Source organism: Aureimonas sp. Leaf454, assembly GCF_001424685.1.
Lineage (GTDB): Bacteria > Pseudomonadota > Alphaproteobacteria > Rhizobiales > Rhizobiaceae > Plantimonas.
Genome location: NZ_LMQT01000005.1, coordinates 24,647 through 48,731 on the forward strand (window position 1 = coordinate 24,647; position 24,085 = coordinate 48,731).

A 24,085-nucleotide genomic window follows, 5' to 3' on the forward strand; every position below is an offset into this window, starting at 1 on the left:
TGAACATTCTAGGAACATCTGATCTGTTCCGAGGATGTCTCCATGACCAAGACCACCGCCAAGGCCGACGACGCCCATTCCGCCGAGCTGAGCGAGAACCCGAAGGTCGACGCGCCGTCGAATGCGGAGAAGGATCCGGACACGTGGACCACGGGCGACGAGCCGATGACGGGAGCCCAGGCCTCCTATCTCCAGACGCTCTGCGAGGAGACCGGCACCGAGTTCGATCCCAAGCTCAACAAGGCCGAGGCTTCCAAGCAGATCGACGCCCTGCAGGGCCAGAGCAAGCGCCTGAAGTCGGCCTGACGAACGGCCGCATCGCCTGGATTGCCGACAGCCGGCGCGACCCGCGCCGGCTCTCGGGGCCGTCGGTACCCGTTCGATGACGTTGCTGTCGCCGCGCCGCGCCCGCGCCTTCATCCTCGCCAACACCGCGATCGCGGCTCCCCCGCACGTTCCCGAACTCCGCCTCCATCTGGCCGACGAAGCCCACGACCTCTGGCATCGCACCGAGGAGGAACTGCAGGCGATCGGCCTTGCCCCGCCCTTCTGGGCGTTCGCCTGGGCGGGCGGGCAGGCGCTCGCGCGCTACGTCCTCGATCATCCGGAGCGGGTGGCGGGTCGTCGTGTCGTGGATTTCGCGTCGGGTTCCGGCCTCGTCGCGATCGCGGCGCTGAAGGCGGGCGCGACATGCGCCGAAGGCTGGGACATCGATCCCTTCGCAGGCGAGGCGACGGCGATCAACGCAGACCTGAACGGCGTCATCGTGGAGTCCTCCGGAAAGAACCGTATCGGATCGCCCGTCGAAACCGATCTTCTGCTGGCGGGAGACGTCTTCTTCGACCGCGAGATGGCGGCGTCCCTCATCCCCTGGTTCGACGCGCTGGCCGGCGGGGGACTGACGATCCTGGTCGGCGATCCCGGGCGAGCCTACCTGCCCCGAGAGCGCCTGACGCATCTGGCGACCTACGACGTCCCGGTGACGCGCGCCTTGGAGGATGCCGAGGTCAAGCGTTCGGCGGTCTGGCAATGGCGGACCGAACCCGGATGACGCCCCCGGCGGATCGCGGCGTCGTCAGGCTGGGTGGCCGAAGTCGCAGCAGCGCCGCGCCTATTTCGAGGTGGTTCGAGACGTCAGTGCCAGACGAAGGCGACCTTGCGCAGACTGCGCCCTTCGAAGGTCTCGGCGCCCTCCGCGATGTCGGCGCCGCCCAGGGTGCCGTAGAAGCCCATGGCCGTCTCGTTGTCGGCCAGAGCCCAGACGACGACGCCCCCCAGACCACGATCGGTCAGAAGGGCCCGGGCCGCCCGGAACAGGCGACGACCGAAACCGACACCCTGATATTCCGGCCTCAGATAGAGTTCGTAGATCTCGCCGTCGACGTCGAGCGCCTGGGTGCGATTGCGCCCGAGGGTCGCGTAGCCCGCGATTTCGCCGTTGAATTCGAGCACGAGGACGGCGGCCTGGCGATCGATCGCCCGTCGCCACCATCCCGCATGTCGCCGTGCGATCATCGCCCCCAGAGACTTGTGCGGGATGATGCCGGTATAGGCGCCGCGCCACGATGCCTCATGCACGGCCGACAGCGCGGCATCGTCGTCTGGCTCCGCGAAGCGGATTTCGGCAAGGCTCGTCTTCATCCGTCGTTAACCATGATCTCGGGCGAACGATCCCTTGCCGAAAAGTATTTTTCGGCACGGGACGGAACCCCTCGGGAAACAGGGTCGAAATGAATCGAACCGGCGATCGGGGTCAACGCGGGAGTGAACGCCCGTCGTCCTTGTCACCGGATATTTGTCACCGGTTATGTGTGACGGGATGTCTGTCGGCAGGATCGTCGAACTGCCTTATTTCCGGCCGAGCACGCCCTTGGCGAGGGCCTGCTGGATACCCGTCATGTTCGTGCCGCGCGACAGCGTCTTGGTCAGCGGCGTGCCCTGCGAGGAGATCCAGATCTTCAGCTCGGAATCGGTATCGAACGTCCCGGCATTCTCGACCGAGAACATCGTGATCGAGCGGTAGGGCAGCGACACGTATTCGCGCTTGCGTCCCGTGACGCCCTGCTTGTCCACGAGGATCAGGCGATGGCTGGTGAAGACGAAGAGATCGCGGATGACGGAGAAGGCGAGATCCACCTCCTCTTCCGGCAGGAGGATCGGCTCCAGGTCGCGCCGCACCGCGCCGACGTCGACATCGCTGGCGAGACCGAGAAGGCCGGAGAAGAGTCCCATCGCATCGTCCTTTCAGGAAACGGCGTGCCGCGACAAGGGCACGGGCCGAGCGCTGTCGCTCGCTCGCCCTTAGGTGGCGCCTCTCCTCGCCCACGCAAGAGCGCAGACGGCCCGATGGACTCGGCGCCGCCGTCTCGCTACCCCTCCCCCGAGCGAGCGACGGTCAAGGTGACATGCGATGACGGCACTCCCCCATTCGAGCTTCGGCCCGGACTTCCCCTTCGCCTTCGACGACTGGCTGAAGCATCCCGCCGGTCTCGGCAGCCTGCCGGAGGCGGCGCACGGGACCGAGGTCGCGGTGATCGGGGCCGGCATCGCGGGCCTTGTCACGGCCTACGAGCTGATGCGGCTCGGGCTGAAGCCGGTCGTCCACGAGGCCGGCCATCTCGGCGGGCGGCTCCGCTCGCAGCCCTTCGAGGGCATGGACGGTATCGTCGCCGAGCTCGGCGCCATGCGCTTTCCCCGCTCCTCCGCCGCCTTCTTCCATTACGTGGAGGCGCTCGGGCTCGAAACGCGCCCTTTTCCGAACCCGCTGACCCCCGCCGCAGGCTCGACCGTCGTCGATCTCGAAGGCGAGACGCATTATGCCCAAACGCTGGCCGACCTGCCGCCGCTCTTTCGCGAGGTCGCCACCGCCTATGACGAGGCGCTGGAGGAAGCCTTCGGCTTCGCCGACATGCGCCGAACCATCGCCTCGCGGGATGCGGCGGCCGTCAAGGCCCTTTGGAACCGGCTGGTGCCGCTCTGGGACGAGCGCACCTTCTACGATTTCGTCACGACGTCGCGGGCCTTCAAGTCGCTGTCCTTCCGCCACCGCGAGGTCTTCGGACAGGTCGGCTTCGGCACGGGCGGATGGGATTCGGACTTTCCCAATTCCATGCTGGAAATCCTGCGCGTCAACGCGCTCGAGTTCGACACCGACCAGCATTTCGTCGTCGGTGGCGCCGAGCAGGTGCCGCAGCGCCTCTGGCGGCGCGTGCCGGAGACCATGGTCCATTGGCCGGCCGGCACCACGCTCGCCAGCCTCCACGGCGGCGCGCCGCGTCCGGGCGTCGCAGCCATGAGCCGCCTGCCCGACGGCCGGATCGGCCTCGTCGATCGCTGGGGCCGGCGGAGCGCGGTAAATGCCGTGGTCGCGACCTGCCAGAGCTGGCTGCTGACGACCTCGATCCGCACCGACGAGAGCCTCTTCTCCCACAAGCTCTGGATGGCGCTCGACCGCACGCGCTACATGCAGTCCTCCAAGACCTTCGTCGCGGTCGATCGTCCCTTCTGGAAGGACAAGGATCCCGCGACCGGGCGCGACACGCTCTCGATGACGCTGACCGATCGCCTGACGCGCGGCACCTATCTCTTCGACAACGGGCTCGACGAGGCCGGTCGCCCGCGCCCCGGCGTCATCTGCCTCACCTACACCTGGATGTCCGACGCGTTGAAGATGCTGCCGCTACCGGTCGACCGCCGGGTCGACCTCGCCCTGTCGGCCCTCGGGCAGATCTATCCCGGCGTCGACATCGCCTCCCACATCATCGGCGATCCGATCACGGTCTCCTGGGAATCCGATCCGAACTTCCTCGGCGCCTTCAAGGGCGCCCTGCCCGGCCATTACCGCTACAATCACCGCATGTACGGCCATTTCGTGCAGGCGGCGATGCCGCCCGCCGAGCGCGGCATCTTCCTCGCCGGCGACGACGTCTCCTGGACGCCCGGCTGGGTCGAGGGCGCCGTTCAGACGGCGCTGAACGCGGTCTGGGGTGTCACGACGCATTTCGGCGGCGCGACCCATCCGGACAATCCCGGTCCCGGCGATGTCTGGGAGGAATTGAAGCCGCTCGATCTCGGAGATTGAGTCGAGGGCGGATGGTCAGCCCAGCATCGTCAGCCCAGCATCGTCAGCCCGTGGCGATCGACGATCGAGAGCAGTTTCAAGGCCAGCCCGCTCGGCCGCTTTGCGCCGCTTTCCCATTTCTGAACGGTCGATTCGCTCGTGTTGAGATAGCGAGCGAAGATCGGCTGGCTGACATGCTGCCGCTCCCGGATCGCCTTGATCTCGTCGGGCAGAAGAGGAGCGGGCTCTGCGAGACAGGTCGCGTCGAAGCCCCTCATCGTCATCTTGTCGATGGTACCGGCGCGGTGCATGTCGTCGACCGCGCTGTGGATGGCTTCGAAAGCATCGCTTTTGAACTTACGCCGTGCGGTCATCGCCTATCTCCCAAAGAGCGCCCGCCATCAGGTCAGCGTCGATGTCGGCCTCGGTTTTTCCACGGTAAAGGTTGGCGAGCTTGCGGAAGGCGGCCAGTTCGGCATCGTCGATATTGGCGCGGTCCTTCTTCGCGAAGAGGTAGACGAAGACCCGGAACTCTCCAGCCTTGGCCAGAACGATCGCCCGTTGCCGATTGTCCGCGCGAGACGCTTCTTGAAAACGCCGCCGCCGAGGTCGTCCGCCTGTCCCGCTGCGATCGCGGAAACCGCGCTCCGGAGCTCCGCGTCGGACAACCGCGCTTTGCGCGCGGCCTTCGCGAACCATGACGTCTTGAAGCAGCGCTCCCTCACGAAACAGTCTAGCGCCAAGTGCTACACCGTTCCATTCGAAATCGGTCCTGATCCCGCCAAACGCAAAACGGCGGAGCCTTCGCCCCGCCGTTCCGTCATTCCGTACCCTGGCCCGATCAGGCCGCCTTGCTGGCCTTCGAGTGGCGCTTGCGCTCGTTCGGGTCGAGATAGCGCTTGCGCAGGCGGATCGTCTTCGGCGTGACCTCGACGAGTTCGTCGTCCTGGATCCAGGACAGCGCGCGGTCGAGCGTCATGCGGATCGGCGGGGTCAGCTTGATCGCCTCGTCCTTGCCGGACGCGCGCATGTTCGTCAGCTTCTTGCCCTTGAGAACGTTGACCTCGAGGTCGTTCTCGCGGGTGTGGATGCCGATGATCATGCCCTCGTAGACCTTGACGCCGGAATCGATCACCATCGGGCCGCGATCCTCCAGGTGGAACATCGCGAAGGCGACGCTCTCGCCGGAATCGTTGGAGATGAGGACGCCCGTGTTGCGGCCGGCCAGCGGGCCCTTGTAGGCCTGATAGGAGTGGAACAGGCGGTTCATGATCGCCGTGCCGCGCGTGTCCGTCAGCAGCTCCGACTGGTAGCCGATGAGGCCGCGCGTCGGCGCGTGGAACACCAGACGCTGGCGACCGCCGCCGGAGGGGCGAAGCTCGACCATCTCGGCCTTGCGCTCGCTCATCTTCTGGACGACCGCGCCGGCATGCTCCTCGTCGACGTCGATCACGACCTCTTCGATCGGCTCCAGCATGTCGCCGGACTCTTCGTCCTTCTTCATGATGACGCGCGGACGCGAGATGCCGAGCTCGAAGCCCTCGCGGCGCATGGTCTCGATGAGGACGGCCAGCTGAAGCTCGCCGCGGCCGGACACGTAGAACGAGTCCTTGTCCTCGGATTCCTCGATCTTCAGCGCGACATTGCCCTCGGCCTCCTTGAACAGGCGGTCGCGGATGACGCGGCTCGTGACCTTGTCGCCCTCGGTGCCCGCGAGCGGGCTATCGTTGACGATGAAGGACATCGTCACCGTCGGCGGATCGATCGGCTGGGCGACGAGGGGCTCGGTGACCTGCGGATCGCAGAACGTGTCGGCGACCGTGCCCTTGGAGAGGCCCGCGATGGCGACGATGTCGCCGGCTTCGGCATAGTCGAGCGGCACGCGGTCGAGACCGCGGAAGGCGAGGATCTTCGAGATCCGCCCGGTTTCCAGCTGCGTGCCGTCGCCGTGCAGGACCTTGACCGCCTGGTTCGGCTTGATCGAGCCGGCCTGGATGCGGCCGGTGATGATGCGGCCGAGGAAGGGGTTGGCCTCGAGGATCGTGCCGATCATCTTGAAGGGCTCGTCGACGCCCGACGTATCGGGCTCGGGCACATGCTTGACGATCAGGTCGAAGAGCGGCTCCAGCCCCTTGTCCTGGGGACCGTTCGGCGCATCGGCCATCCAGCCGCCGCGGCCCGACCCATAGAGAACCGGGAAGTCGAGCTGCTCGTCCGTCGCGTCGAGATTGGCGAAGAGATCGAAGATCTCGTTCAGCACCTCCTCGTGGCGCTCGTCCGGGCGGTCGATCTTGTTGATCGCCACGATCGGCTTCAGGCCGACCTTCAGCGCCTTGCCGAGCACGAACTTGGTCTGCGGCATCGGGCCTTCCGACGCGTCGACGAGGATGACCGCGCCATCCACCATGTTCAGGATACGCTCGACCTCGCCGCCGAAATCGGCGTGGCCGGGCGTGTCGACGATGTTGATGCGCACGTCCTTCCACTCGACCGAGGTCGCCTTGGCCAGGATCGTGATGCCACGCTCCTTTTCCAGGTCGTTGGAATCCATCGCGCGCTCTTCCTGGCGCTGGTTGTCGCGGAACGAGCCGGACTGGGCGAGCAGCTTGTCGACCAGTGTCGTCTTTCCATGGTCGACGTGCGCGATGATCGCGATGTTGCGAAGCTTCATGAAGGGTCACCGGAAATGGAAGAAGCGCGGCCGGGGTCTTCCATCCTGGGACGCCGGTCGCGCAATTGAGGTTCCCTTACACGAATTTCCGCAGATGCGAAAGCCCGGGTGTCGGAGGGCCATGTGGCAGGGCTGCCGCCCCGGACCCTGCCCGTCCCTTGGCAGGGGTGCAGGGGACGGCGTCCCCTGCCTCATCGCCCCGCTACAGCCCGCGCTTGCGCAGGAGAGCGGCGGTGGTCGGCAGGCGGCCGCGGAAGCGTTCGTAGAGCACGCCCGGCTCGTCGGAATTGCCGGCCGAATAGACGTTGCGCAGGAGGCGTTCGGCGGTGGCGGGATCGAAGGCGTCGCCCGTCTCCTCGAAGGCCTCGAAGGCGTCGGCGTCGAGCACCTCGGACCACATGTAGGAATAGTAGCCCGCGGAATAGCCGTCGCCCGCGAAGATGTGGGCGAAGTGCGGCGAGCGGTGCCGCATGGTGATGGCGGCGGGCATGCCGAGCCCTTTCAGGATCTCCGCCTCCCGCGCGGCGGGGTCGGCCGGCGCCTCGGCGGCTTCGTGGAGGGCGAGGTCGACGAGCGCGGACGACGTGTATTCCACCGTGTCGAAGCCGGTATCGAAGCCGCGCGCGGATTCCATCCGCGCCACGAGTTCGGCCGGCAAGGGCTTGCCCGTCTGCGCATGCAGCGCGTGGCGCTCCAGGATGCTCGGCACGGTCAGCCAGTGCTCGAAGAGCTGCGAGGGCAGCTCCACGAAGTCGCGCGCGACCGACGTGCCGGCGAGCGAAGGCCATGTGACGGCCGAGAGCAGGCCGTGCAGCGCATGGCCGAACTCGTGGAACAGCGTCTTGGCCTCGTCCACCGACAGGAGCGCCGTCTGCCCGTCCGCGGGCTTGGCGAAGTTCATCACGTTGTAGATCACCGGCGTCTGCCCGCCATCGAGCCCGTGCTGGCGGCGCAACGCGCTCATCCAGGCGCCCGAACGTTTCGAGGGACGCGCGAAGTAGTCGCCGAGGAACGTGCCGACCTTGCGTCCGCCGGCGCCCGTCACCGTCCAGACGCGAACGTCGGGATGCCAGGCTGTCGCCTCCGGCAGGCGCTCGAAGGTCAGGCCGAAGAGGCGGTTCGCGACGTCGAAGGCCGCCTCGATCATATGCTCCAGCTGGAAGTAAGGCTTCAGGGCCGCATCGTCGAAGGCGAACTCCGTCCGGCGTCGCTTCTCGGCATAGAAGCGCCAGTCGGAGGGGGCGAGCGGCTCATGGTCTCCGCCCGCGATCGCGATGCGCTTCAGGGCTTCGGCGTCGCGAAGCGCCCGCTCGCGCGCCTTGTCCCAAACCTCTTCGAGAAGCGTGCGCACCGCACCGGGCGATTTCGCCATGGCGTCGTCGAGCTTGTAATGCGCGAAGGACGCGTAGCCGAGCAATCTCGCCTTCTCCGCGCGAAGCTGCAGGATCTCGGCGAGGATCGGGCGATTGTCCGTCGGTCCCGGCCGCTCCCCGCGCGCCGTCCAGGCGGCGAAGGCGCGCGCGCGCAGATCCCGCCGCTCGGAAAACGAGAGGAAGGGCACGATGATCGAGCGCGACAGCGTCACGACATGCCCCGTCAGGCCTCTTTCGGCCGCCGCGCCCGCCATGGCGGAGACGAGGAAGTCCGGCAGGCCCGCGAGATCGCCCGCGTCCAGCGGCAGCACGAAGTCGCGCTCGTCGGACAGGACGTTCTGCGAGAACTGCGTGCCGAGGGTGGAAAGGCGCGCATCGACCTCGGCCAGCCGATCGCGGTCGCCACCGACGAGCCGGGCACCCGAGCGCAGGAAACCGGTATAGGTTCGATCGAGGAGGCGCCGGTCCTCCGCGGACAGTCCACCCGCCGTCCGACGGGCTTCGTAGACGGTCTCGATCCGGCGAAACAGGGCCGCGTTCAGAGAGATGGCGCTGTCGTGCCGCGAGAGCAGGGGCGATACGGCCCGCTCCACCGCCTCCAGTTCCGGACCCGTCTCGGCCCCGGCCAGCGCGTAGAAGATCGACGCGACCCGCGACAGGTCCCGCCCGGATCGCTCGAGGGCGGCGATCGTGTTCTCGAAGTCGGGGTGATTCGGGTTTTCCGCGATCTTTTCGATCTCGGAAATATGCTTAGCCATGCTGATATTAAAAGCAGCTTGCCAAATTGTAGGGTTCAATTGCGCAAAAATCGGCAAATCATCAGAATCGTTATAAAGAAAATAGCTATTGTCAGACAAATCAGGGTGCATCGGCATATTTCTTTTCGATCCGGTTCCGGCTAATTTGATCCAGTGAGCTTAAGCTACGTAGAGCACCACGAAGAGACATGACGCAACGCAAGATGGCAGTCGTGACGGAGGACCGAAAGTCCTGCGGTACGGCGGTCCACCAGACCCTCGCTCCGGACTGCGGCCTCCCGCACCGGACATAATCGGATATAGGAAGAGGATTCAATGAGCCAGCTCATGCCAAGAACTGCCCTCGGCTTTCTATTGACCGACGTTTCCCGCCTTTTTCGGCAGTCGTTCGAGAAGGCGGTCGAGCAGTCGGGCCTCGAGCTCACGCCGGGTGAGATCCGTGCGCTCGCCCACGTGACAACCTACGACGGCTCGCGCCAAGCGGTCCTGGCCGAGCTCATGGGCGTCGAACCCATGACACTTTCGGCCTATATCGACCGGCTCGAGATGCAGGGCCTCGTGACGCGGATGCCCGATCCGACCGATCGCCGGGCCAAGGTGATCCGTCCGACGGAAAAGGTCGAGAAGCTGTTCGATGAGGTGAGACCCCTCGCCCTCGGCGTCTACAGCCAGGCGACCCGCGGCCTGTCGCCGGATCAGGTGCAGACGATGGAGGCAAGCCTCGTCGCGATGCGCGCCAATTTCGGCTACGAGCCCTCCTCCGACCGCCGTTCGCGCGTGGGGGAAACTCGGTTGGCGGAATCCAAGGGTGCGGCCGCCTGACGGCGTTTCCAGAGAGATCATCTTCCACCCAGCCCGGACCGGCTTGCGCCGGAGGCAGAGCGGGTGAAACCTGAAGCCGTCGCGGATCTCGCGGCGAGCGCGATACACTTTTTCGCCGCCGCCATGGGGCGATCCTTTCCCGATCATCACAACGGCGTGGTGATCCGGCTTCTTTGCCTTGACCCGATGCGCCAGACGACGCACGGCCTTGGGCATGAAGTCCTTACATCCTGACTCCGTGACGACAGAACCGAACCGGGACGCCGTTCGGGGCGCGCTTCCGCACGCCTCGACGGCGGACCCCGTCATGTCCGAACGGCGAACCAGCCTCGTCGGCGGCCTGCTGGTGGCCGTCGGTCCGGTGTCGATGGCCCTCTACACACCGGCCATGCCGACGCTCGTTTCGGCTTTCGACACGTCGGAGGCGGTCGTCAAGCTGACGCTGACCCTCTATTTCGGCGGCTTCGCGGTGACCCAGCTTCTCTGCGGTCCCTTGTCGGATGCCTTCGGCCGTCGGCGCGTGACGGTTCTCTTCATGCTCCTTTATCTCGCGGGATCGGTACTGGCCCTTCTCGCTCGCGACATCGCCTGGCTCCTCGCCGCACGCCTGCTGCAGGGCATCGGAGCCTCCGTCGGCGTGGCGACGGCGCGGGCCATTGTGCGGGACCAGTTCCTGGGCGAGCGCTCCGCGCGCATCATGGCCTCGATCGGCATCGTCCTGGCCATCGGCCCCGCTTTGTCGCCGACGATCGGGGGCATCGCTCTCCATCTGTCGAGCTGGCACGCCGTGTTCCTGCTCATGGTGGCCTTCGGTCTCGGCATCGTCGCGCTGGCGTTGTTCGTGATGAAGGAAACCGGTCGACCCGATCGCGCGCTCGCGCTTCCATCTCGGCTCGTCGGCTCCTATCGACAGATTTTCGGCGATCCCGGATTTCTCGCCAGCGCCTTCACGCTCGGCGGAGCGGTGGGAACGCTCTACACGCTGGCGACGGTCCTGCCCTTCGTCCTCATCGGTCGTGCGGGGCTGACGCCGGCCGAGTTCGGGCTCGGCATGCTGGGACAGAGCGGGATGTTCCTGGCCGGCTCGCTGGCGCTGCGCCTCCTCATGCGCCACCGCCCGGCGGCCGATCTCGTCGCCCCCGGTCTCGGCTTCATGCTCGCGGGCGCCGCGGCGCTGTTCGCGGCCGGGTTCGCGGAGCCGACCTATCTCACCGTCATGGGACCCGTCGGGCTCTATGCCTTCGGCATCGCCCTCGTCATTCCCGCCATGACGACGGCGGCCCTCGCGCCGTTTCCCTCCATTGCGGGGGCGGCATCGGCCGCTCTCGGCTTCGTCCAGATGGGCATGGGCCTTGCCGGCGGCCTCGTCTGCGCGGCCATGGCCGATCCGGTCCGCGCGGTGCAACTCGTCGTCCCCGCGCTGGCGCTCACCTCGCTCACGGGCTACCTCGCCCATGTCCGCTTGGCCCGCCAGAGCCGTCAGGAGGCTCCGGCGGATGTGGACGCGCCGGAGACCTGAGCGCTACTCGGCCGCGGTCGCGAGCGCCGAGCGCCGGCCGATCGCCTGCATCGCCTCGGCGGCGATCGCGAAGGAGCGCCTGCGCGCGGCCGGATCGTGGATCTGCCCGGTCAGGATCACCTCGTCCGGGCGGTAGCGCCGGACGAGCCGCTCGAGGTCGCGCTCGACGCTCGACGGCGAGCCGGTGGCCGAGATCGCGAGCGCCTGGTCGACGCCCATCTTCACGAGGGGATCGAGCACCGCGAAGATGTCGTCGACGGGAGCCGGCAAGGGTCCGGGATGCCCGGTGCGCAGATTGGCGAAGGCCTGCTCCATGGACGTTCGCAGCCGGATGCCCTCCGCATCCGTCTCGGCGGCGAAGACGTTGGCGGCCAGCATGAAATGCGGCGCGTCGAGATGTTCCGACGGGCGGAAGGTCTGTCGGTACACGTCCACGGCCTCGTCCAGCGCGGCGGGGGCGAAATGCGAGGCGAAGGCATAGGGCAGGCCGAAATGGGCCGCGAGCTGCGCGCCGTAGAGGCTGGAGCCGAGGATCCAGATCGGCACCTTCGTCCCGATGCCCGGCACCGCCCGCACGCGCAGTCCGTGTTCCTCGGCGAAATAGGCGATGAGCTCGAGGACGTCCTGCGGGAAGCTGTCGCCGCCCGCGAGATTGCGGCGCAGCGCCCGCGCCGTCTCCATGTCCGATCCGGGCGCGCGCCCGAGACCGAGATCGACGCGGCCGGGAAACAGCGTCGCGAGCGTTCCGAACTGCTCCGCGATCACGAGCGGCGCATGGTTCGGCAGCATGATGCCACCGGCCCCGACCCGGATCGTGCGCGTTCCCGCCGCGACATGGCCGATCACGATGGCCGTCGCCGCGCTCGCGATGCCGGTCATGTTGTGATGCTCGGCCAGCCAGTAGCGGTGATAGCCGAGCGCCTCGGCGTGGCGGGCGAGATCGAGGCTGTTGTCGAGCGCGTCCTTGGCGGTGCCTCCCGCCGGAATCGGCGAAAGGTCGAGCACGGAAAAGGGGATCATGGCGAACACCGTTTGAAATCAATCGCCTCGAATATGGGGGTGCGATCCCGTCCTTTCCACCCGATGGGAAGGCCGAGCCGCTGGCCGAGCCGGGGCGTCCGGTCCGTCAGGCGGCCGTCCGGCGGGCCGTGCGGTCGCGCCCGGCGACGCGCGCGGGCTGGACGATCGACAGAGCGCACGCGCCGTGCCGCGTGCCGGGACGGATGGAGGAGGAGATGCGGGAAGGGTTCATGACCGGATCTTTCGGGATGCGAGGGGCGAAGACGAGACAAGACGTTCAGGCGGCGTTCGAGGCCTTGGCGCGGGGCTCCTGGAGCTGGCGCGCGAGATCGGCGAAGGCCTCGTGGACCTTCGATCGCGTCGCCACCTCCGGCCGCTCGCTCGCGACGGCGTTTCGGTCGTTGGCCCGGAGAACCTCGGCGAGGAAGCCGGCGGTGACGCGGTTCTGCAGGTCCGCCGCATCGCTCGACAGGCAGTAGAGCATGACGTGGAACTGCATCTTGCCGATATCGCTGGTGCCGAGATGGACCTTGGCGCCGGGGCCCTCCGTCTCGACCCCGGACTTGGCGGCGGAGAGACGATGGAAGCGGGAGGCGCGGTCCATGTCGCCGGAGAGCGCATCGGCGGCGACGGCATCCAGCCGGGACAGGGCGTAGACCGGCGGCACGGGATGTTCGAGCGTCACCGTGAAGCGATGCGGGGCGAACTGACGCGGCTGGGCGGCGATCCGCACGGGGCCGGCGAGAAGCAGGCTGTTCGGGATCGTCACGCGCCGCCCCGTGCCGCCCGTGCCGTGCCCGGCCGAGGTCAGCTCCATCAGCGTCGTCGAAAAGATGCCGTGATCCACGACCTCGCCGCAGAAGCCGAGCACGTCGATGCGGTCGCCGACCTTGAAGAGCCGGCCGCCGACGCGCAGCAGGGCACCCGCCGCGCACATGATCAGCTCCTTGGTCGCCACCACCAGCGCCACCATCACGGCGGCGAGCGAGAAGACGAGGTTCTGGATCTCCGACAGCCAGACGCCGAGAAGGCAGATGGCGAGGATGGCGTTGGTGGAGGCGCGCAGGGCGAAGCGCCGCTGGCGCACCTCCACCTGGTCGCCGGAGGGAGTCCAATACCGCTCCGCGGCGAACCGGATCCCGGCGAAGGCAACGACGATGGCGAAGCTCCAGACGATGTTGCCGGAAGCGGCCGTATCGGCGAAGCCGGACGATGCCAGGGGGTGCGAGGGTGCGGACAGGGACATCGATAACCTCCGGTTGGACGATGCGGTGGCCCTGCCGGCGGTCTCCCTCTTCGGAAAAGCCGCCGACTCCGCCGTCGAAGCATCGTCACGTGTTGGGATGGATATCGCGCCGGGAGGGTTAAGGAGACCTTTCCGGATTGTGTCGGAACCGCGGCATTCGCAGGGCGTGTTCGCCTTTGATATGAATGTGTTAACGCTGCAACGGTGGCAGCCCGCCCCCGGCCGGGCTTGCCCTGTCGCGCCGGCCCGGCTTTAAGCGGGCGGCAACCCGTTCCCGGAGATCCCGCCATGACCACCGCCAAGCTCCTCCTTCTTCCCGGCGACGGCATCGGGCCGGAGGCCATGAACGAGGTGCGCAAGGTCGTGGCGGTGGTGAATGCCGAGACCGACCTGTCCTTCGAGACCGAGGACGGTCTCGTCGGCGGCTCGGCCTACGACGCCCATGGCGAAGCGGTTTCGGATGCCGACATGGCGCTGGCGCTGGCGGCGGACGCGGTCCTCTTCGGTGCCGTCGGCGGGCCGAAATGGGATGCCGTGCCCTACGAGAAGCGCCCGGAGGCGGGCCTGCTGCGCCTTCGCAAGGATCTCGAGCTCTTCGCCAACCTGCGGCCCGCCATCTGCTATCCCGCTCTGTCGAAGGCCTCTTCGCTGAAGCCCGAGCTCGTCGAGGGCCTCGACATCCTGATCCTGCGCGAGCTCACCGGCGGCGTCTATTTCGGCTCGCCCAAGGAGATCATCGACCTCGGCAACGGCCAGAAGCGCGGCATCGACACGCAGGTCTACGACACCTACGAGATCGAGCGCATCGCACGCGCCGCCTTCGAGCTGGCGCGCACGCGCGGCAACAAGGTCACCTCCATGGAGAAGCGCAACGTCATGAAGTCGGGCGTCCTCTGGAACGAGGTCGTCACGCGCGTCGGGCGGGACGAATATCCCGACGTCGCGCTCGACCACATGCTGGCCGATGCCGGCGGCATGCAGCTCGTCCGTGCCCCGAAGCAGTTCGACGTGATCCTCACCGACAATCTCTTCGGCGACATGCTCTCCGACATCGCGGCCATGCTGACCGGCTCGCTCGGCATGCTGCCCTCGGCCTCGCTCGGCGCGGAAGACCCCGCGACGGGCAAGCGCCGCGCCCTCTACGAGCCCGTTCACGGCTCGGCACCGGACATCGCCGGCCAGGGCGTCGCCAACCCGATCGCGATGATCGCCTCCTTCGCCATGTGCCTGCGCTATTCCTTCGCGCGCATCCGCGAGGCCGACGCGCTGGAAGCCGCGATCGCGCAGACCCTCGAAGCCGGCACCCGAACGCCCGACATCATGGCGCCCGGCGCGACGAAGGTCGGCACGGCCGAGATGGGCGACGCGGTCACGGCCGCGTTCCGGAGGCGCCTCGCGGGGTAAAGGGTCGACGGCCCTGGCCGTCCGCCCCATCGTGGTGCATCTTGCGCTTGTCGGTCGCGTCCGCACGGCGGGGCGTGACAGCGGGCGAACGAAGGGAATCCTTGGAGAGCGGCATGTCGAGCTTGGTCCCACCGGAAGCCGAGGTCACGACCCTTGCCCGGCGCAAGTCGTCCGAAGCCCATCGGCGCAAAGCGGCGGCCGACGCAGCGGTGCGTGATCTGCACGATCATGCCAGGGAGCGAGGAGGACGGTTCGTCCTTTTCGGGTCCTATGTCGACGGCGTCATGCGGTTCGACAGCGATCTGGACGTCCTGGTGGACTTTCCGGCCGATCGAGCCGTGGAAGCTTGGATCTTCGCGGAAGACGTCGCCCGCCGCCACGCGATCCCCATCGATCTTCACGACGCATCGACGAGCAGGGCTGCCTTCGTCGATCGCGTCCGTCAGAAGGGGCGCCTTCTCCAATGACGGATGCGCGCTGGATCGAGGTGGAGGACGACGTCGATTCCGCCGCGCTCCACTTTCGCAACGCCACGCGTCTCGCCGACGAAGGCGGCTTCGATGCGGACGATCTGTCGGGCTACCGGGCACGCATGGCGTTGCTTCACGCGATGCAGTCGGCTCATACGTCGCTCGAAGGCGGCTTGAAACGCATTCTGGAGATTCTGGGAGAAGAGGCCCCCGTCGGCAGCCAGTCCCACCTCGATCTCATCCGCCGCGCGGCGAAGCCGGTGACGGTGCCGGGGCATGCCCGGCCGGCGATCCTGACGCCGGAGGTCGCGCGGGACGTCGACGAGTCCCGGCGCTTCCGCCATCGTGCGACCCACGGCTACGACAATTTCGATCCGACCCGCGCCGGCCCCGCGATCGAAGCGGCGCGGCGGCTGGCATCAAGTCTGAAGCCCTGCATCCTGGCCTTCAGGGACCGGATCGACCCGCCCTTGCAGCCATGAAAAAGGGGCCCGGCGGGCCCCTTTTCGTGTTGTGATTTGGGTTCTGGCGACCGCCCTTACGCGATGCGGTCGATGTCCACGTCCTTGGTCTCGCGCACGAAGAGCATGCCGATGACGAAGGTCGCGGCCGCGATCACGATCGGGTACCAGAGGCCGTAGTAGATGTCGCCCGTGGCCGCGACCATGGCGAAGGAGGTCGTTGGCAGGAAGCCGCCGAACCATCCGTTGCCGATGTGGTAGGGCAGCGACATCGAGGTGTAGCGGATGCGGGTCGGGAACATCTCGACGAGCATGGCCGCGATCGGCCCGTAGACCATGGTCACGTAGATGACGAGGATCGTCAGCATCAGGATGACCATGACCGTGTTGGTCTGGGCCGGATCCGCCTTGGCGGGATAGCCGGCGGCGACGACGGCGGCGCCAAGCGCCTTGTCGTAGACGGCCGCGGGGCTGGTCGCGGCGGCGGCGGCCGGTGCCGGCACCGGGGAGTGGCTACCCGAGGCCGCGGCAGGTGCCGCGGGCGTCGCCGGAGCCGGGGCCGCGGCATCGGCGGCCGGAGCTGCGGGGGCGATCGAGGCGATGGCATAGTCGATCTGCGTCGATCCGACGGAGACGACGGCCGGCGTTCCCGCCGGAGCCGCAACGTTGGTGTAGGGGATGCCGCGCTTGACGAGCGAGGCCTTGGCCACGTCGCAGGAGGTCGTGAACTTCGAGGTGCCGACCGGGTTGAACTGGAACGAGCACTCGGCCGGATCGGCCGTGACGACGACCGGAGACGTCGCGATGGCCTGCTCCAGGGCGGGGTTGGCGTAATGCGTGATCGCCTTGAAGATCGGGAAGTAGGTCAGGCAGGCGAGTGCCAGGCCGGCCATGATGATCGGCTTGCGGCCGATGCGGTCGGACAGGGTGCCGAAGATCACGAAGAACGGCGTCGCGATCAGGAGACCGGCGGCGATCATGAGGTTCGCCGGCTGCGCGTCGACCTTCAGCGTCTGCGTCAGGAAGAACAGCGCGTAGAACTGGCCGGTGTACCAGACGACGGCCTGTCCCGCGACGAGGCCGAAGAGGGCGAGAAGCACGATCTTCAGGTTGCCCCAGCGCGCGAAGCTCTCGGTGAGCGGCGCCTTGGACTCCTTGCCCTCCGCCTTCATCTTCACGAAGGCCGGGCTTTCGCTCAGCATCAGGCGGATCCAGACGGAAATGCCGAGCAGGACGACCGAGACGAGGAACGGGATGCGCCAGCCCCAGGACGCGAAGTCCTCCGCCGTCATTGAGGCCCGGCAGGCGAGGATGATGAGCAGCGACATGAAGAGGCCGAGCGTCGCCGTGGTCTGGATCCACGACGTGTAGGCGCCGCGCTTGCCGTGCGGCGCGTGCTCGGCGACGTAGGTTGCGGCGCCGCCGTATTCACCGCCGAGCGCGAGGCCCTGCAGGAGGCGCAGCGCGATGAGAATGATCGGCGCCGCGATGCCGATCGTCTCGTAGTTCGGCAGGATGCCGACGATGAAGGTCGACAGGCCCATGATGAGGATGGTGATGAGGAACGTGTACTTGCGTCCGATCATGTCGCCGAGCCGGCCGAAGACCAGCGCGCCGAAGGGACGCACGGCAAAGCCCGCCGCGAAGGCCATGAGCGCGAAGATGAAGGCCGCGGTCGGGTTCACGCCGGAGAAGAACTGCACGGCGATGACGGCCGAAAGCGAGCCGTAGAGGTAGAAGTCGTACCATTCGAAGACGGTGCCGAGCGAGGAGGCGAAGATGACCTTGCGCTCCTCCTTCGTCATGGCCGGGCTTTCGCCGACCGTCGGGTTCATCGTGGACATGGTTCCCTCCCCAGGGGTCGATGGCGGCGCGCTCGCGCCGGCCGCATCGCCAAGAACAAACGGCCGACTCCCGATCGGCCGCACGAAAGACGCCGGATCTTCGACCCGGGACGTCCCGCCGGATGGGCTCGCGTCCTCCACGTGCCGCACCGTTAAAGCTTTCTATACCGAGGAGAGATCAACGAAAATTGAGCCGTTAGTCGTACAGCGCGCGGTTCTCGGGGATTGCCGCACGCAACTCTTGCCGCCATCCCGCGTTAGGACCGCAACATCCCATAGCGAAGGACCGATCCCATGATCCGCACGATCCTCAAGACGCTTTTCCTCGGCTGGCTCGCCAAGCGCGCCGCGCGCGGCAGCCAGCGCCCGGTCGTGCCGCGCCGCGCGGACTGATCGGCGCGGCATCGCCGGAAACGAAAAACCCCCGGTCTCGCGACCGGGGGTTTTTTGCATGTCGATGTCGGAGAAGACCGGGCGACGAGGCGCCCGGCCGCTGCGTCCGCTCAGCGGCGATCGCCGAAGAACTGCAGCAGGAACATGAACATGTTGATGAAGTCGAGGTAGAGGCGAAGCGCGCCCATGATGGCCTTGCGACCCATGACGGCCGAGCCGTCGCCCTCGTAGTACATCTCCTTGATCTGCTGCGTGTCGTAGGCGGTGAGCCCCGCGAAGACGAGGACGCCGATCGCCGAGATGGCGAAGGCGAGCGCCGAGGACGCCAGGAAGATGTTCACGATCGAGGCGAGGACGATGCCGATCACGCCCATGAACAGGAACGAGCCCCAGGCCGAGAGGTCGCGCTTGGTCGTATAGCCGAAGAGCGACAGCGCGCCGAAGGAAGCGGCCGTGATGAAGAAGACCTGGACGATCGATTCCTGCGTGTAGACCATGAAGATGGTCGAAAGCGACAGGCCGACGAGGGCCGCATAGCCCCAGAAGGTCGCCTGCGCCGCGGCAACGCTCATCCTGTCGATGCGGAAGGACAGGAAGAAGACCATCGCGAGCGGCGCGAACATCAGCACCCACTTCAACGGCGAACCGAACACGGCCTGGCCGAGCGGCGTCAGCGCGGTGATGTCGCCGGCCACATTGGTGACGACGGAGCCCGCGAACATCGCATAGGCCGCGATGCCGGTGATCAGGAGACCGCCCGCCATGAGGTTGTAGACCTTTAGCATATAGGTGCGAAGGCCCTGGTCGATCGATGCGTCGGCCCTCGAGCCGGTCATCGGGACGCTGCGCACGCCCCCGTTCCACTTGTCAGCCATCGGAATATCCTTTCTGCGTGTCCCGTCCGGTGTCGACGCGGCGGAACCAGAAGGCTCGCGCATCGAGGCCCCGCTGGCGGGGCGCCCAGCATGCCTGTCCGATAATATGCGGCGGCGGCCGCCCCCGCACAAGGCCGCAACCGTCCGAAGGCAGGCGGATCGGACCCCGGCGAGGTTAATTCGGCGTTAGACGGATGCCGCGTCTCAAAGCTCCCGCAGCACCGGCGCCGCCTTCTGCCCGAGCACCCGCCACGTCCCGGCAAGGCCGAAGCCGACGGTGAGCACCAGCGACACGACGATCGTCGCGAGCGCCAGTCCCGCGCTGAAATGGAACGGCAGTTGCATGATCGTGGCCAGCACGAACCAGGCCGCCGCCGCCCCCGCGCCGATCGCGAAGATCGCGGTGGCGAGCCCGAGCAGCATGTATTCCGTGACGAAGGCGCGGATCAGCGTGGCACGGGTGCCGCCGAGCGTCTTCAGGACCACCGCGTCGTGCATCCGGTTGCGGTTACCCGCGGCCAGCGCCCCCGACAGGACGAGGACGGACGCGACCAGCGCCACCGCCGCCGCCGCGCGGATGGCGAGCGCGAGCTGCGCGACGAGGCCGTTCACGGCATCCAGCGCGTCCTTCACCCGCACCGTCGTCACCGCCGGCATGGCCTCGGCGATGCCGGACAGGACCGCCTTCTCCGTCTCGGCCGTGGCATTGGGGATGGCGAGCGTCGCGAGCCAGGCGTGCGGCGCGCCGGCGAAGGTGTTCGGCGTGAAGACCATCACGAAGTTGATCGAGAGCGATTCCCATTCCACCGTCCGGAAGTTCGCGATCCTCGCCGTCACGTCGCGGCCGAGCACGTTGACCGTGATCGTCTGCCCGATCGAAAGGCCGAGTTCGCCGGCCTCTTCCGCCGAGAAGGAGACGAGCGGCTCGCCGGCATAGTCCGCCGGCCACCATTCGCCCGCCGTGAGGTTCGAGTTCTCCGGCAGCGTCGGCGCATAGGTGAGACCCCGGTCGCCGCGCAGGACCCAGCCGCCTTCGGCCGGGATCTCCATCTTGGAGACCTCGACCCCGCCGAGCTTGGTGATCCGCCCGCGCAGCATGGGGGCGGCGTCGAGCGAGGAGCCCGGCGCCAGCCGTTCGATCTCGGAGCGGAAGCGGTCGATCTCGTTGTTCTGGATGTCGACGAAGAAGAAGTTCGGCGCGCGCGTCGCGATGCCCGAGGAGATCTCGCGGCGCAGGTTCATGTCGATGATGGCGAGGGTGACGAGCAGCGTCAGGCCGAGGCCGAGCGAGAGGACCACCGAGGGCGTCAGCGCGCCCGGCCGGTGGATGTTGCCGATCGCGAGCCGCAACGGCGTGGATCGGACGCGCGGTGCGCGGCGCGCCAGCCACTGGATGCCGACCGCGACGAGCCGCAGCACCAGGAAGGCGACGGCGGTGGCGAGGAGGAACGTGCCGGCGACGAAACGGTCGCTCGCCATCACGAGCGCCAGCCCCGCGATCACGGCGGCGAGCCCGAGAGCGGCGGCGAGATAGCCGAGCCGCATCCGCCGTCCGCCGGCCGTGGCGTCGCGGAAGAGCGCGGTCGCCGCGACGTCGCGCGTTGTACCGAGCGGCAGGAGCGCGAAGGCGAGCGCGGTGAGGAGCCCGAAGGCGGCGGCGATCGCGAGCGCGCCGGGATAGACCGAGGCCTGCGCCGCGACGGGGATGACGCTTTCGAGGAAGCGTGCGGTGACGAAGGGCGCGACGGCGCCGAGGACGAGACCGAGCGCGACGCCGACCAGCGCCATGATCATGATCTGCAGGAGATAGATCTCGACCACGAAGCCGCCGGCCGCGCCCAGCGATTTGAACGTCGCGATCACCTGCCGCTTACCGTCGAGATAGGCGTTGACCGCGTTGGCGACGCCGACGCCGCCGACGATCAGCGCGGTGAGGCCGACCAGCGTCAGGAATTGCGAGAAGCGCTCGATGTTGCGCTGGAGCGAGGGCGCGGCTTCGGAGGCGTCCCGGATGTTCCAGCCGGCCTCCGGAAACCTTGCGTTCGCCGCGTCCTTCAGCGCCTGCCCGCCGGCGACACCCGGATCGAGGCGCAGCCTGTAGGCGTTCTCGACGAGACTTCCCGGCTGCACGAGCCCGGTGGCGGCGAGCGCGGGACCGGCCACCATCAGGCGCGGCGCGAAGGTGAAGCCGTCCGACAGGAGATCGGGCTCGCGCTTCAGGATGCCGCGAAGCTCCACCTCGATCGTGCCGAGCTTGAGGACGGCGCCGGGCTGGAGACCCATGCGATCAAAGAGTTCGGGCGCCGCCACCGCGCCGTAGCGTCCGCTCCGCTCGGCGAGAAGCGCCGACAAGGAATCCGGCCGGTCGAGTTCCACCGCGCCGTAGAGCGGATAGGCGCCGTCGACGGCCTTCACCTCGACCAGCGTCGGATCGCCCGTGCCATCGGCATTGCGCACCATGGAGCGCATGTCGGACGCCTTGGAGACGGTGCCGAGCCCCTCGATATAGTCGAGCTCTTCGGGCGAAAGCTCGCGCTGGACGAGCTGGAAGCGCGCGTCGCCGCCGAGGATGGACCGGCCCTCGCGCTGGATGCCCTCGGTCATCATCGAGGAGACCGAGTTGACCGCCGCGATCGAGGCGACGCCGAGCGTGATGCAGGCGAGGAAGATGTAGAAACCGGACAGCCCGCCCCGCATCTCGCGAAGCGCGAAGCGGAGCGCGAGCTTCAGCCGCGTGGAACGCCGCGCGGCGGCCCCCTGTTCGCGCGTCGCGGCCGTGCGGCCCGCATCGACCGCCGTCATGCCGGCACCGCGTCGCCGGACAGCACGCCGTCGCGCTCGATCACGCCCGAGCGCACCCAGACCTCGCGGCCACAGCGGGCCGCCAGACCCTTGTCGTGCGTGACGAGGACGAGGGTCATCTGGCGCCGCGCCTGTTCGGCAAAGAGGAGATCGGCGATCTGCCGGCCCGTCTCGCCGTCGAGATTGCCGGTCGGCTCGTCGGCGATGAGGATCGCGGGTTCGGGCGCGAGCGCCCGGGCGATCGCCACGCGCTGCTGCTCGCCCCCGGACAATTCGCCGGGATAATGCGTGATCCGGCCGGCGAGGCCGACATGGCCGAGTTCGCGCTCGGCGCGCGCGAAGGCATCGGGCTCGCCCGCCAGCTCCAGCGGCACCGCGACGTTCTCGAGGGCCGTCATGTTCGGGATGAGATGGAAGGACTGGAAGACGATGCCGATGTTGCGGCCCCGGAAGCTCGCGAGCTGGTCTTCCGAGAGCGAGCCCAGCGGCTGGCCCGCGATCTCGACGAGACCGGAATCGGCCCGCTCGAGCCCGGCGAGCACCATGAGAAGCGTCGACTTGCCCGATCCGGACGGCCCGACGATGCCGACGGATTCGCCGCGTGCGACGGAAAGTCCCATGCCTTTCAGGACGTGGACGGAGGTGCGTCCGCGCCCGAGCGTCAGGTGGACGTCCGCAAGGCGGATCGCCGCCGGTCGGGACGGAGCGGCGGCTGCCGGTTCTGTAATCGCCACGGGGTTCCTATATCGCTCTCTTGAAGGGTCCGACCACACGGGCCGATCGCTATATGGGCCGCCGATGAACCGCTTTAAACCGTCCCCCCGCCGGCTCGCGCGGGTGCTCGCGACCTTGTCATGTCTGACGCTCCTGCCCGGAGCCGCGAGCGCACAACCCGCGCCGCAGCCCCCCGCCCCCGTCGAAGCCGCGCCGTCGGCGGAGCCCTCGACCGCGCCCGCCGTGATCGTCGCCTTCGGCGACAGCCTGTCGGCCGGCTACGGGGTCGAGCCGGGCAAGGCCTTTCCCGAACAGCTCCAGGCGGCGCTCGCCGCCGCGGGGCGCGAGGTGAGCGTCGTCAATGCCGGCGTCTCCGGCGACACCTCCACCGGCGGGCTGTCGCGGCTCGACTGGTCGGTTCCGGACGGCACCGATCTCGTGATCCTCGAGCTCGGCGCCAACGACGCGCTGCGCGGCATCGCGCCCGACATCACCGAGACGAATCTCGACGCCATGCTCGCGCGCCTCCAGGAACGCGGCATCCGCACGCTTCTGGCGGGCATGATCGCCCCGCCCAACATGGGCGCCGACTATGCCGACCGCTTCAACCCGATCTATGCGCGCCTGGCCGGGAAATACGGCGTGACGCTCTACCCGTTCTTCCTCGACGGCGTCGCGGCCGACGCGGCCCTCAACCAGGCGGACAAGATGCACCCCAATGCCGAGGGCGTCGCCCGCATCGTGGAGCGCCTGCTGCCGGTCGTCAGCGCCGAACTCGACGCGGCATCCGCCGATTGATCCCGGCGCCGTCGAACGGGATGCGGCCCGTCGTCAGGACGGACGCTCGCCGCGCCGCCCGGCGGTGAACCGACGGAACGGCGCAGCGAGGCGCCTGAGGCCGAGCCCGCGCCAGTCGAGCATCGCGAACACGAAGGCCTCGCCCTCGTCCCGCCACTCCCGGGACAGCGAGCGGACATCGGCATAGGGCCTGCGGATTTCGGCCATCACGTCGCCGCCCGTGAAGGACAGCTCCGCTCCGTGATGATCGGCGATGCGCTGCATCCGCCGGTTCTCGCGCAGGCAGGTCAGGAACAGGCGCTTCACGCCGCGATTGCGGGCGGCCGTCACGAGGCGCTCGAAGAGACGGTCGCCGAGGCCGCGTCCTTGAAAGGGCCGCTCCAGGCAGAAGGCGCCCTCCGCATCCGTCCGGTCGCCGGACAGGAAGCGCAGCTCCCCGACGCCGCGCAGGGTGCCGTCGACGAAACAGCCCTTCACGATCGCGTCGGAGGACAGAGCGAGTTCGGCATAGCGGGCGAGGAACACGTCGTTCACCGGATTGCCGAAGCGAAGACGGCGCGTTTCCGCATCGAGCCGCGCCAGATGCGCGGTGAAGAGCGCGGTCTCGTCGGCGCGCAGGCTTCTGAGGACGATCGTCTCGCCGGTCGCGGACGACGTCCCGGAGGCCACGGGGTCGCGGACGGGCGCGTCTGCATCGGGGGGAAGGGGATAGGCCATCGGGAGACTTTCGCAAGACCGAGTCGATCCTCCCGGCGTCTCCCGTCGCCCCCGTCTTAAGTACTTGTGCATTGCAGCGGGATCAAGCTGAAATCCGGGCCGGGATCCGCGCCTCGCGCTTGCTGCAGGCGGCGCGAG

The 24,085-nt window shown here is 67.9% G+C and carries 22 protein-coding genes and 1 pseudogene; 9 read left to right on the forward strand and 14 right to left on the reverse strand.

The window, feature by feature from the left end; all coding sequences use genetic code 11:
* Window positions 1-42: 42 nt before the first annotated feature.
* Window positions 43-306, forward strand: a complete 264-nt coding sequence (locus tag ASG43_RS06980) for a DUF3072 domain-containing protein (RefSeq protein ID WP_056502283.1) — start codon at window positions 43-45, stop codon at window positions 304-306.
* A gap of 76 nt (window positions 307-382) precedes the next feature.
* Entirely contained in the window at window positions 383-1,051 is a 669-nt protein-coding gene (locus ASG43_RS06985; protein ID WP_056502290.1) for a methyltransferase, read from the forward strand.
* 83 nt (window positions 1,052-1,134) lie between these two features.
* On the opposite strand, the gene ASG43_RS06990 is transcribed toward ASG43_RS06985, so the two are convergent.
* Both ASG43_RS06990 and ASG43_RS06995 read right to left on the reverse strand, forming a co-directional pair.
* Window positions 1,135-1,641 carry a GNAT family N-acetyltransferase gene (locus ASG43_RS06990; RefSeq protein ID WP_056502297.1) on the reverse strand — a complete coding sequence of 169 codons (507 nt, stop codon included), beginning with the start codon at window positions 1,639-1,641 and terminating at the stop codon, window positions 1,135-1,137.
* Window positions 1,642-1,848: 207 nt separating this feature from the next.
* A complete protein-coding gene (locus ASG43_RS06995) occupies window positions 1,849-2,232 on the reverse strand; it encodes a PH domain-containing protein (protein ID WP_056502298.1) in 384 nt (127 codons plus the stop codon).
* Between the two features lie 178 nt (window positions 2,233-2,410).
* On the opposite strand from ASG43_RS06995, the gene ASG43_RS07000 reads away from it, so the two are divergent.
* The gene (locus ASG43_RS07000) at window positions 2,411-4,081 is read left to right on the forward strand and encodes an NAD(P)/FAD-dependent oxidoreductase (RefSeq protein WP_056502299.1); all 1,671 of its coding nucleotides are present in this window, start codon (window positions 2,411-2,413) and stop codon (window positions 4,079-4,081) included.
* 29 nt (window positions 4,082-4,110) lie between these two features.
* Here the strand turns inward: ASG43_RS07000 and ASG43_RS07005 are convergent, their stop codons facing one another.
* The 4 genes and pseudogenes from ASG43_RS07005 to ASG43_RS07020 form a co-directional block, all read right to left on the reverse strand.
* Complete coding sequence (locus tag ASG43_RS07005; RefSeq protein ID WP_056502300.1) at window positions 4,111-4,434, reverse strand: DNA-binding transcriptional regulator; 324 nt, start codon at window positions 4,432-4,434, stop codon at window positions 4,111-4,113.
* A pseudogene (locus tag ASG43_RS07010) lies at window positions 4,418-4,785 on the reverse strand (type II toxin-antitoxin system RelE/ParE family toxin). Before ASG43_RS07010 ends, ASG43_RS07005 begins: the two are co-directional and overlap by 17 nt.
* Window positions 4,786-4,901: 116 nt before the next feature.
* Entirely contained in the window at window positions 4,902-6,731 is a 1,830-nt protein-coding gene (gene typA / locus ASG43_RS07015) for a translational GTPase TypA (RefSeq protein WP_056502301.1), read from the reverse strand.
* A 202-nt stretch (window positions 6,732-6,933) separates the two neighbouring features.
* Window positions 6,934-8,862 (reverse strand): M3 family metallopeptidase, encoded by a 1,929-nt coding sequence (locus ASG43_RS07020; RefSeq protein WP_244488008.1) that lies wholly within the window; start codon window positions 8,860-8,862, stop codon window positions 6,934-6,936.
* A 315-nt stretch (window positions 8,863-9,177) separates the two neighbouring features.
* On the opposite strand from ASG43_RS07020, the gene ASG43_RS07025 reads away from it, so the two are divergent.
* On the forward strand, window positions 9,178-9,684 hold the full coding sequence (locus ASG43_RS07025) for a MarR family transcriptional regulator (protein ID WP_056502304.1): 507 nt from the start codon (window positions 9,178-9,180) through the stop codon (window positions 9,682-9,684).
* A 307-nt stretch (window positions 9,685-9,991) separates the two neighbouring features.
* A complete protein-coding gene (locus tag ASG43_RS07030) occupies window positions 9,992-11,203 on the forward strand; it encodes a multidrug effflux MFS transporter (RefSeq protein ID WP_056502424.1) in 1,212 nt (403 codons plus the stop codon).
* Window positions 11,204-11,206: 3 nt separating this feature from the next.
* Here ASG43_RS07030 and ASG43_RS07035 read toward each other — a convergent pair whose 3' ends face one another.
* The 3 genes from ASG43_RS07035 to ASG43_RS07040 form a co-directional block, all read right to left on the reverse strand.
* On the reverse strand, window positions 11,207-12,223 hold the full coding sequence (locus tag ASG43_RS07035) for an LLM class flavin-dependent oxidoreductase (protein WP_056502428.1): 1,017 nt from the start codon (window positions 12,221-12,223) through the stop codon (window positions 11,207-11,209).
* A 106-nt stretch (window positions 12,224-12,329) separates the two neighbouring features.
* The gene (locus ASG43_RS23710) at window positions 12,330-12,455 is read right to left on the reverse strand and encodes a hypothetical protein (RefSeq protein WP_280137199.1); all 126 of its coding nucleotides are present in this window, start codon (window positions 12,453-12,455) and stop codon (window positions 12,330-12,332) included.
* A gap of 45 nt (window positions 12,456-12,500) precedes the next feature.
* A complete protein-coding gene (locus ASG43_RS07040) occupies window positions 12,501-13,469 on the reverse strand; it encodes a mechanosensitive ion channel family protein (protein WP_056502307.1) in 969 nt (322 codons plus the stop codon).
* Window positions 13,470-13,757: 288 nt separating this feature from the next.
* Here ASG43_RS07040 and leuB point away from each other — a divergent pair, with 288 nt between their 5' ends.
* The 3 genes from leuB (at window position 13,758) to ASG43_RS07055 (ending at window position 15,825) form a co-directional block, all read left to right on the forward strand.
* The gene (gene leuB, locus ASG43_RS07045) at window positions 13,758-14,873 is read left to right on the forward strand and encodes a 3-isopropylmalate dehydrogenase (RefSeq protein WP_056502310.1); all 1,116 of its coding nucleotides are present in this window, start codon (window positions 13,758-13,760) and stop codon (window positions 14,871-14,873) included.
* 113 nt (window positions 14,874-14,986) lie between these two features.
* The gene (locus ASG43_RS07050; RefSeq protein ID WP_056502313.1) at window positions 14,987-15,340 is read left to right on the forward strand and encodes a nucleotidyltransferase domain-containing protein; all 354 of its coding nucleotides are present in this window, start codon (window positions 14,987-14,989) and stop codon (window positions 15,338-15,340) included.
* The gene (locus ASG43_RS07055; protein ID WP_056502315.1) at window positions 15,337-15,825 is read left to right on the forward strand and encodes a hypothetical protein; all 489 of its coding nucleotides are present in this window, start codon (window positions 15,337-15,339) and stop codon (window positions 15,823-15,825) included. The genes ASG43_RS07050 and ASG43_RS07055 overlap by 4 nt, the downstream gene beginning before the upstream one ends.
* Before the next feature lie 56 nt (window positions 15,826-15,881).
* Here ASG43_RS07055 and ASG43_RS07060 read toward each other — a convergent pair whose 3' ends face one another.
* From ASG43_RS07060 to ASG43_RS07075, 4 genes are all read right to left on the reverse strand, one after another.
* Complete coding sequence (locus tag ASG43_RS07060) at window positions 15,882-17,648, reverse strand: MFS transporter (protein WP_082490711.1); 1,767 nt, start codon at window positions 17,646-17,648, stop codon at window positions 15,882-15,884.
* A 503-nt stretch (window positions 17,649-18,151) separates the two neighbouring features.
* Window positions 18,152-18,916 carry a Bax inhibitor-1/YccA family protein gene (locus ASG43_RS07065; protein WP_056502319.1) on the reverse strand — a complete coding sequence of 255 codons (765 nt, stop codon included), beginning with the start codon at window positions 18,914-18,916 and terminating at the stop codon, window positions 18,152-18,154.
* A 204-nt stretch (window positions 18,917-19,120) separates the two neighbouring features.
* Complete coding sequence (locus tag ASG43_RS07070; RefSeq protein WP_056502434.1) at window positions 19,121-21,613, reverse strand: ABC transporter permease; 2,493 nt, start codon at window positions 21,611-21,613, stop codon at window positions 19,121-19,123.
* 101 nt (window positions 21,614-21,714) lie between these two features.
* Window positions 21,715-22,452, reverse strand: a complete 738-nt coding sequence (locus ASG43_RS07075) for an ABC transporter ATP-binding protein (protein ID WP_244488009.1) — start codon at window positions 22,450-22,452, stop codon at window positions 21,715-21,717.
* A 64-nt stretch (window positions 22,453-22,516) separates the two neighbouring features.
* Here ASG43_RS07075 and ASG43_RS07080 point away from each other — a divergent pair, with 64 nt between their 5' ends.
* Complete coding sequence (locus ASG43_RS07080) at window positions 22,517-23,230, forward strand: arylesterase (protein ID WP_056502322.1); 714 nt, start codon at window positions 22,517-22,519, stop codon at window positions 23,228-23,230.
* A gap of 33 nt (window positions 23,231-23,263) precedes the next feature.
* On the opposite strand, the gene ASG43_RS07085 is transcribed toward ASG43_RS07080, so the two are convergent.
* Entirely contained in the window at window positions 23,264-23,947 is a 684-nt protein-coding gene (locus tag ASG43_RS07085) for a GNAT family N-acetyltransferase (protein WP_056502325.1), read from the reverse strand.
* Window positions 23,948-24,085 lie beyond the last annotated feature (138 nt).

Bases quoted from the DNA above. Each gene is read 5' to 3' on its own strand.
- ASG43_RS06980 (WP_056502283.1), top strand. From the start codon at position 43: ATGACCAAGACCACCGCCAAGGCCGACGACGCCCATTCCGCCGAGCTG.
- ASG43_RS06985 (WP_056502290.1), top strand. From the start codon at position 383: ATGACGTTGCTGTCGCCGCGCCGCGCCCGCGCCTTCATCCTCGCCAAC.
- ASG43_RS06990 (WP_056502297.1), bottom strand. From the start codon at position 1,641: ATGAAGACGAGCCTTGCCGAAATCCGCTTCGCGGAGCCAGACGACGAT.
- ASG43_RS06995 (WP_056502298.1), bottom strand. From the start codon at position 2,232: ATGGGACTCTTCTCCGGCCTTCTCGGTCTCGCCAGCGATGTCGACGTC.
- ASG43_RS07000 (WP_056502299.1), top strand. From the start codon at position 2,411: ATGACGGCACTCCCCCATTCGAGCTTCGGCCCGGACTTCCCCTTCGCC.
- ASG43_RS07005 (WP_056502300.1), bottom strand. From the start codon at position 4,434: ATGACCGCACGGCGTAAGTTCAAAAGCGATGCTTTCGAAGCCATCCAC.
- typA (WP_056502301.1), bottom strand. From the start codon at position 6,731: ATGAAGCTTCGCAACATCGCGATCATCGCGCACGTCGACCATGGAAAG.
- ASG43_RS07020 (WP_244488008.1), bottom strand. From the start codon at position 8,862: ATGGCTAAGCATATTTCCGAGATCGAAAAGATCGCGGAAAACCCGAAT.
- ASG43_RS07025 (WP_056502304.1), top strand. From the start codon at position 9,178: ATGAGCCAGCTCATGCCAAGAACTGCCCTCGGCTTTCTATTGACCGAC.
- ASG43_RS07030 (WP_056502424.1), top strand. From the start codon at position 9,992: ATGTCCGAACGGCGAACCAGCCTCGTCGGCGGCCTGCTGGTGGCCGTC.
- ASG43_RS07035 (WP_056502428.1), bottom strand. From the start codon at position 12,223: ATGATCCCCTTTTCCGTGCTCGACCTTTCGCCGATTCCGGCGGGAGGC.
- ASG43_RS23710 (WP_280137199.1), bottom strand. From the start codon at position 12,455: ATGAACCCTTCCCGCATCTCCTCCTCCATCCGTCCCGGCACGCGGCAC.
- ASG43_RS07040 (WP_056502307.1), bottom strand. From the start codon at position 13,469: ATGTCCCTGTCCGCACCCTCGCACCCCCTGGCATCGTCCGGCTTCGCC.
- leuB (WP_056502310.1), top strand. From the start codon at position 13,758: ATGACCACCGCCAAGCTCCTCCTTCTTCCCGGCGACGGCATCGGGCCG.
- ASG43_RS07050 (WP_056502313.1), top strand. From the start codon at position 14,987: ATGTCGAGCTTGGTCCCACCGGAAGCCGAGGTCACGACCCTTGCCCGG.
- ASG43_RS07055 (WP_056502315.1), top strand. From the start codon at position 15,337: ATGACGGATGCGCGCTGGATCGAGGTGGAGGACGACGTCGATTCCGCC.
- ASG43_RS07060 (WP_082490711.1), bottom strand. From the start codon at position 17,648: ATGTCCACGATGAACCCGACGGTCGGCGAAAGCCCGGCCATGACGAAG.
- ASG43_RS07065 (WP_056502319.1), bottom strand. From the start codon at position 18,916: ATGGCTGACAAGTGGAACGGGGGCGTGCGCAGCGTCCCGATGACCGGC.
- ASG43_RS07070 (WP_056502434.1), bottom strand. From the start codon at position 21,613: ATGCGGGGCGGGCTGTCCGGTTTCTACATCTTCCTCGCCTGCATCACG.
- ASG43_RS07080 (WP_056502322.1), top strand. From the start codon at position 22,517: ATGAACCGCTTTAAACCGTCCCCCCGCCGGCTCGCGCGGGTGCTCGCG.
- ASG43_RS07085 (WP_056502325.1), bottom strand. From the start codon at position 23,947: ATGGCCTATCCCCTTCCCCCCGATGCAGACGCGCCCGTCCGCGACCCC.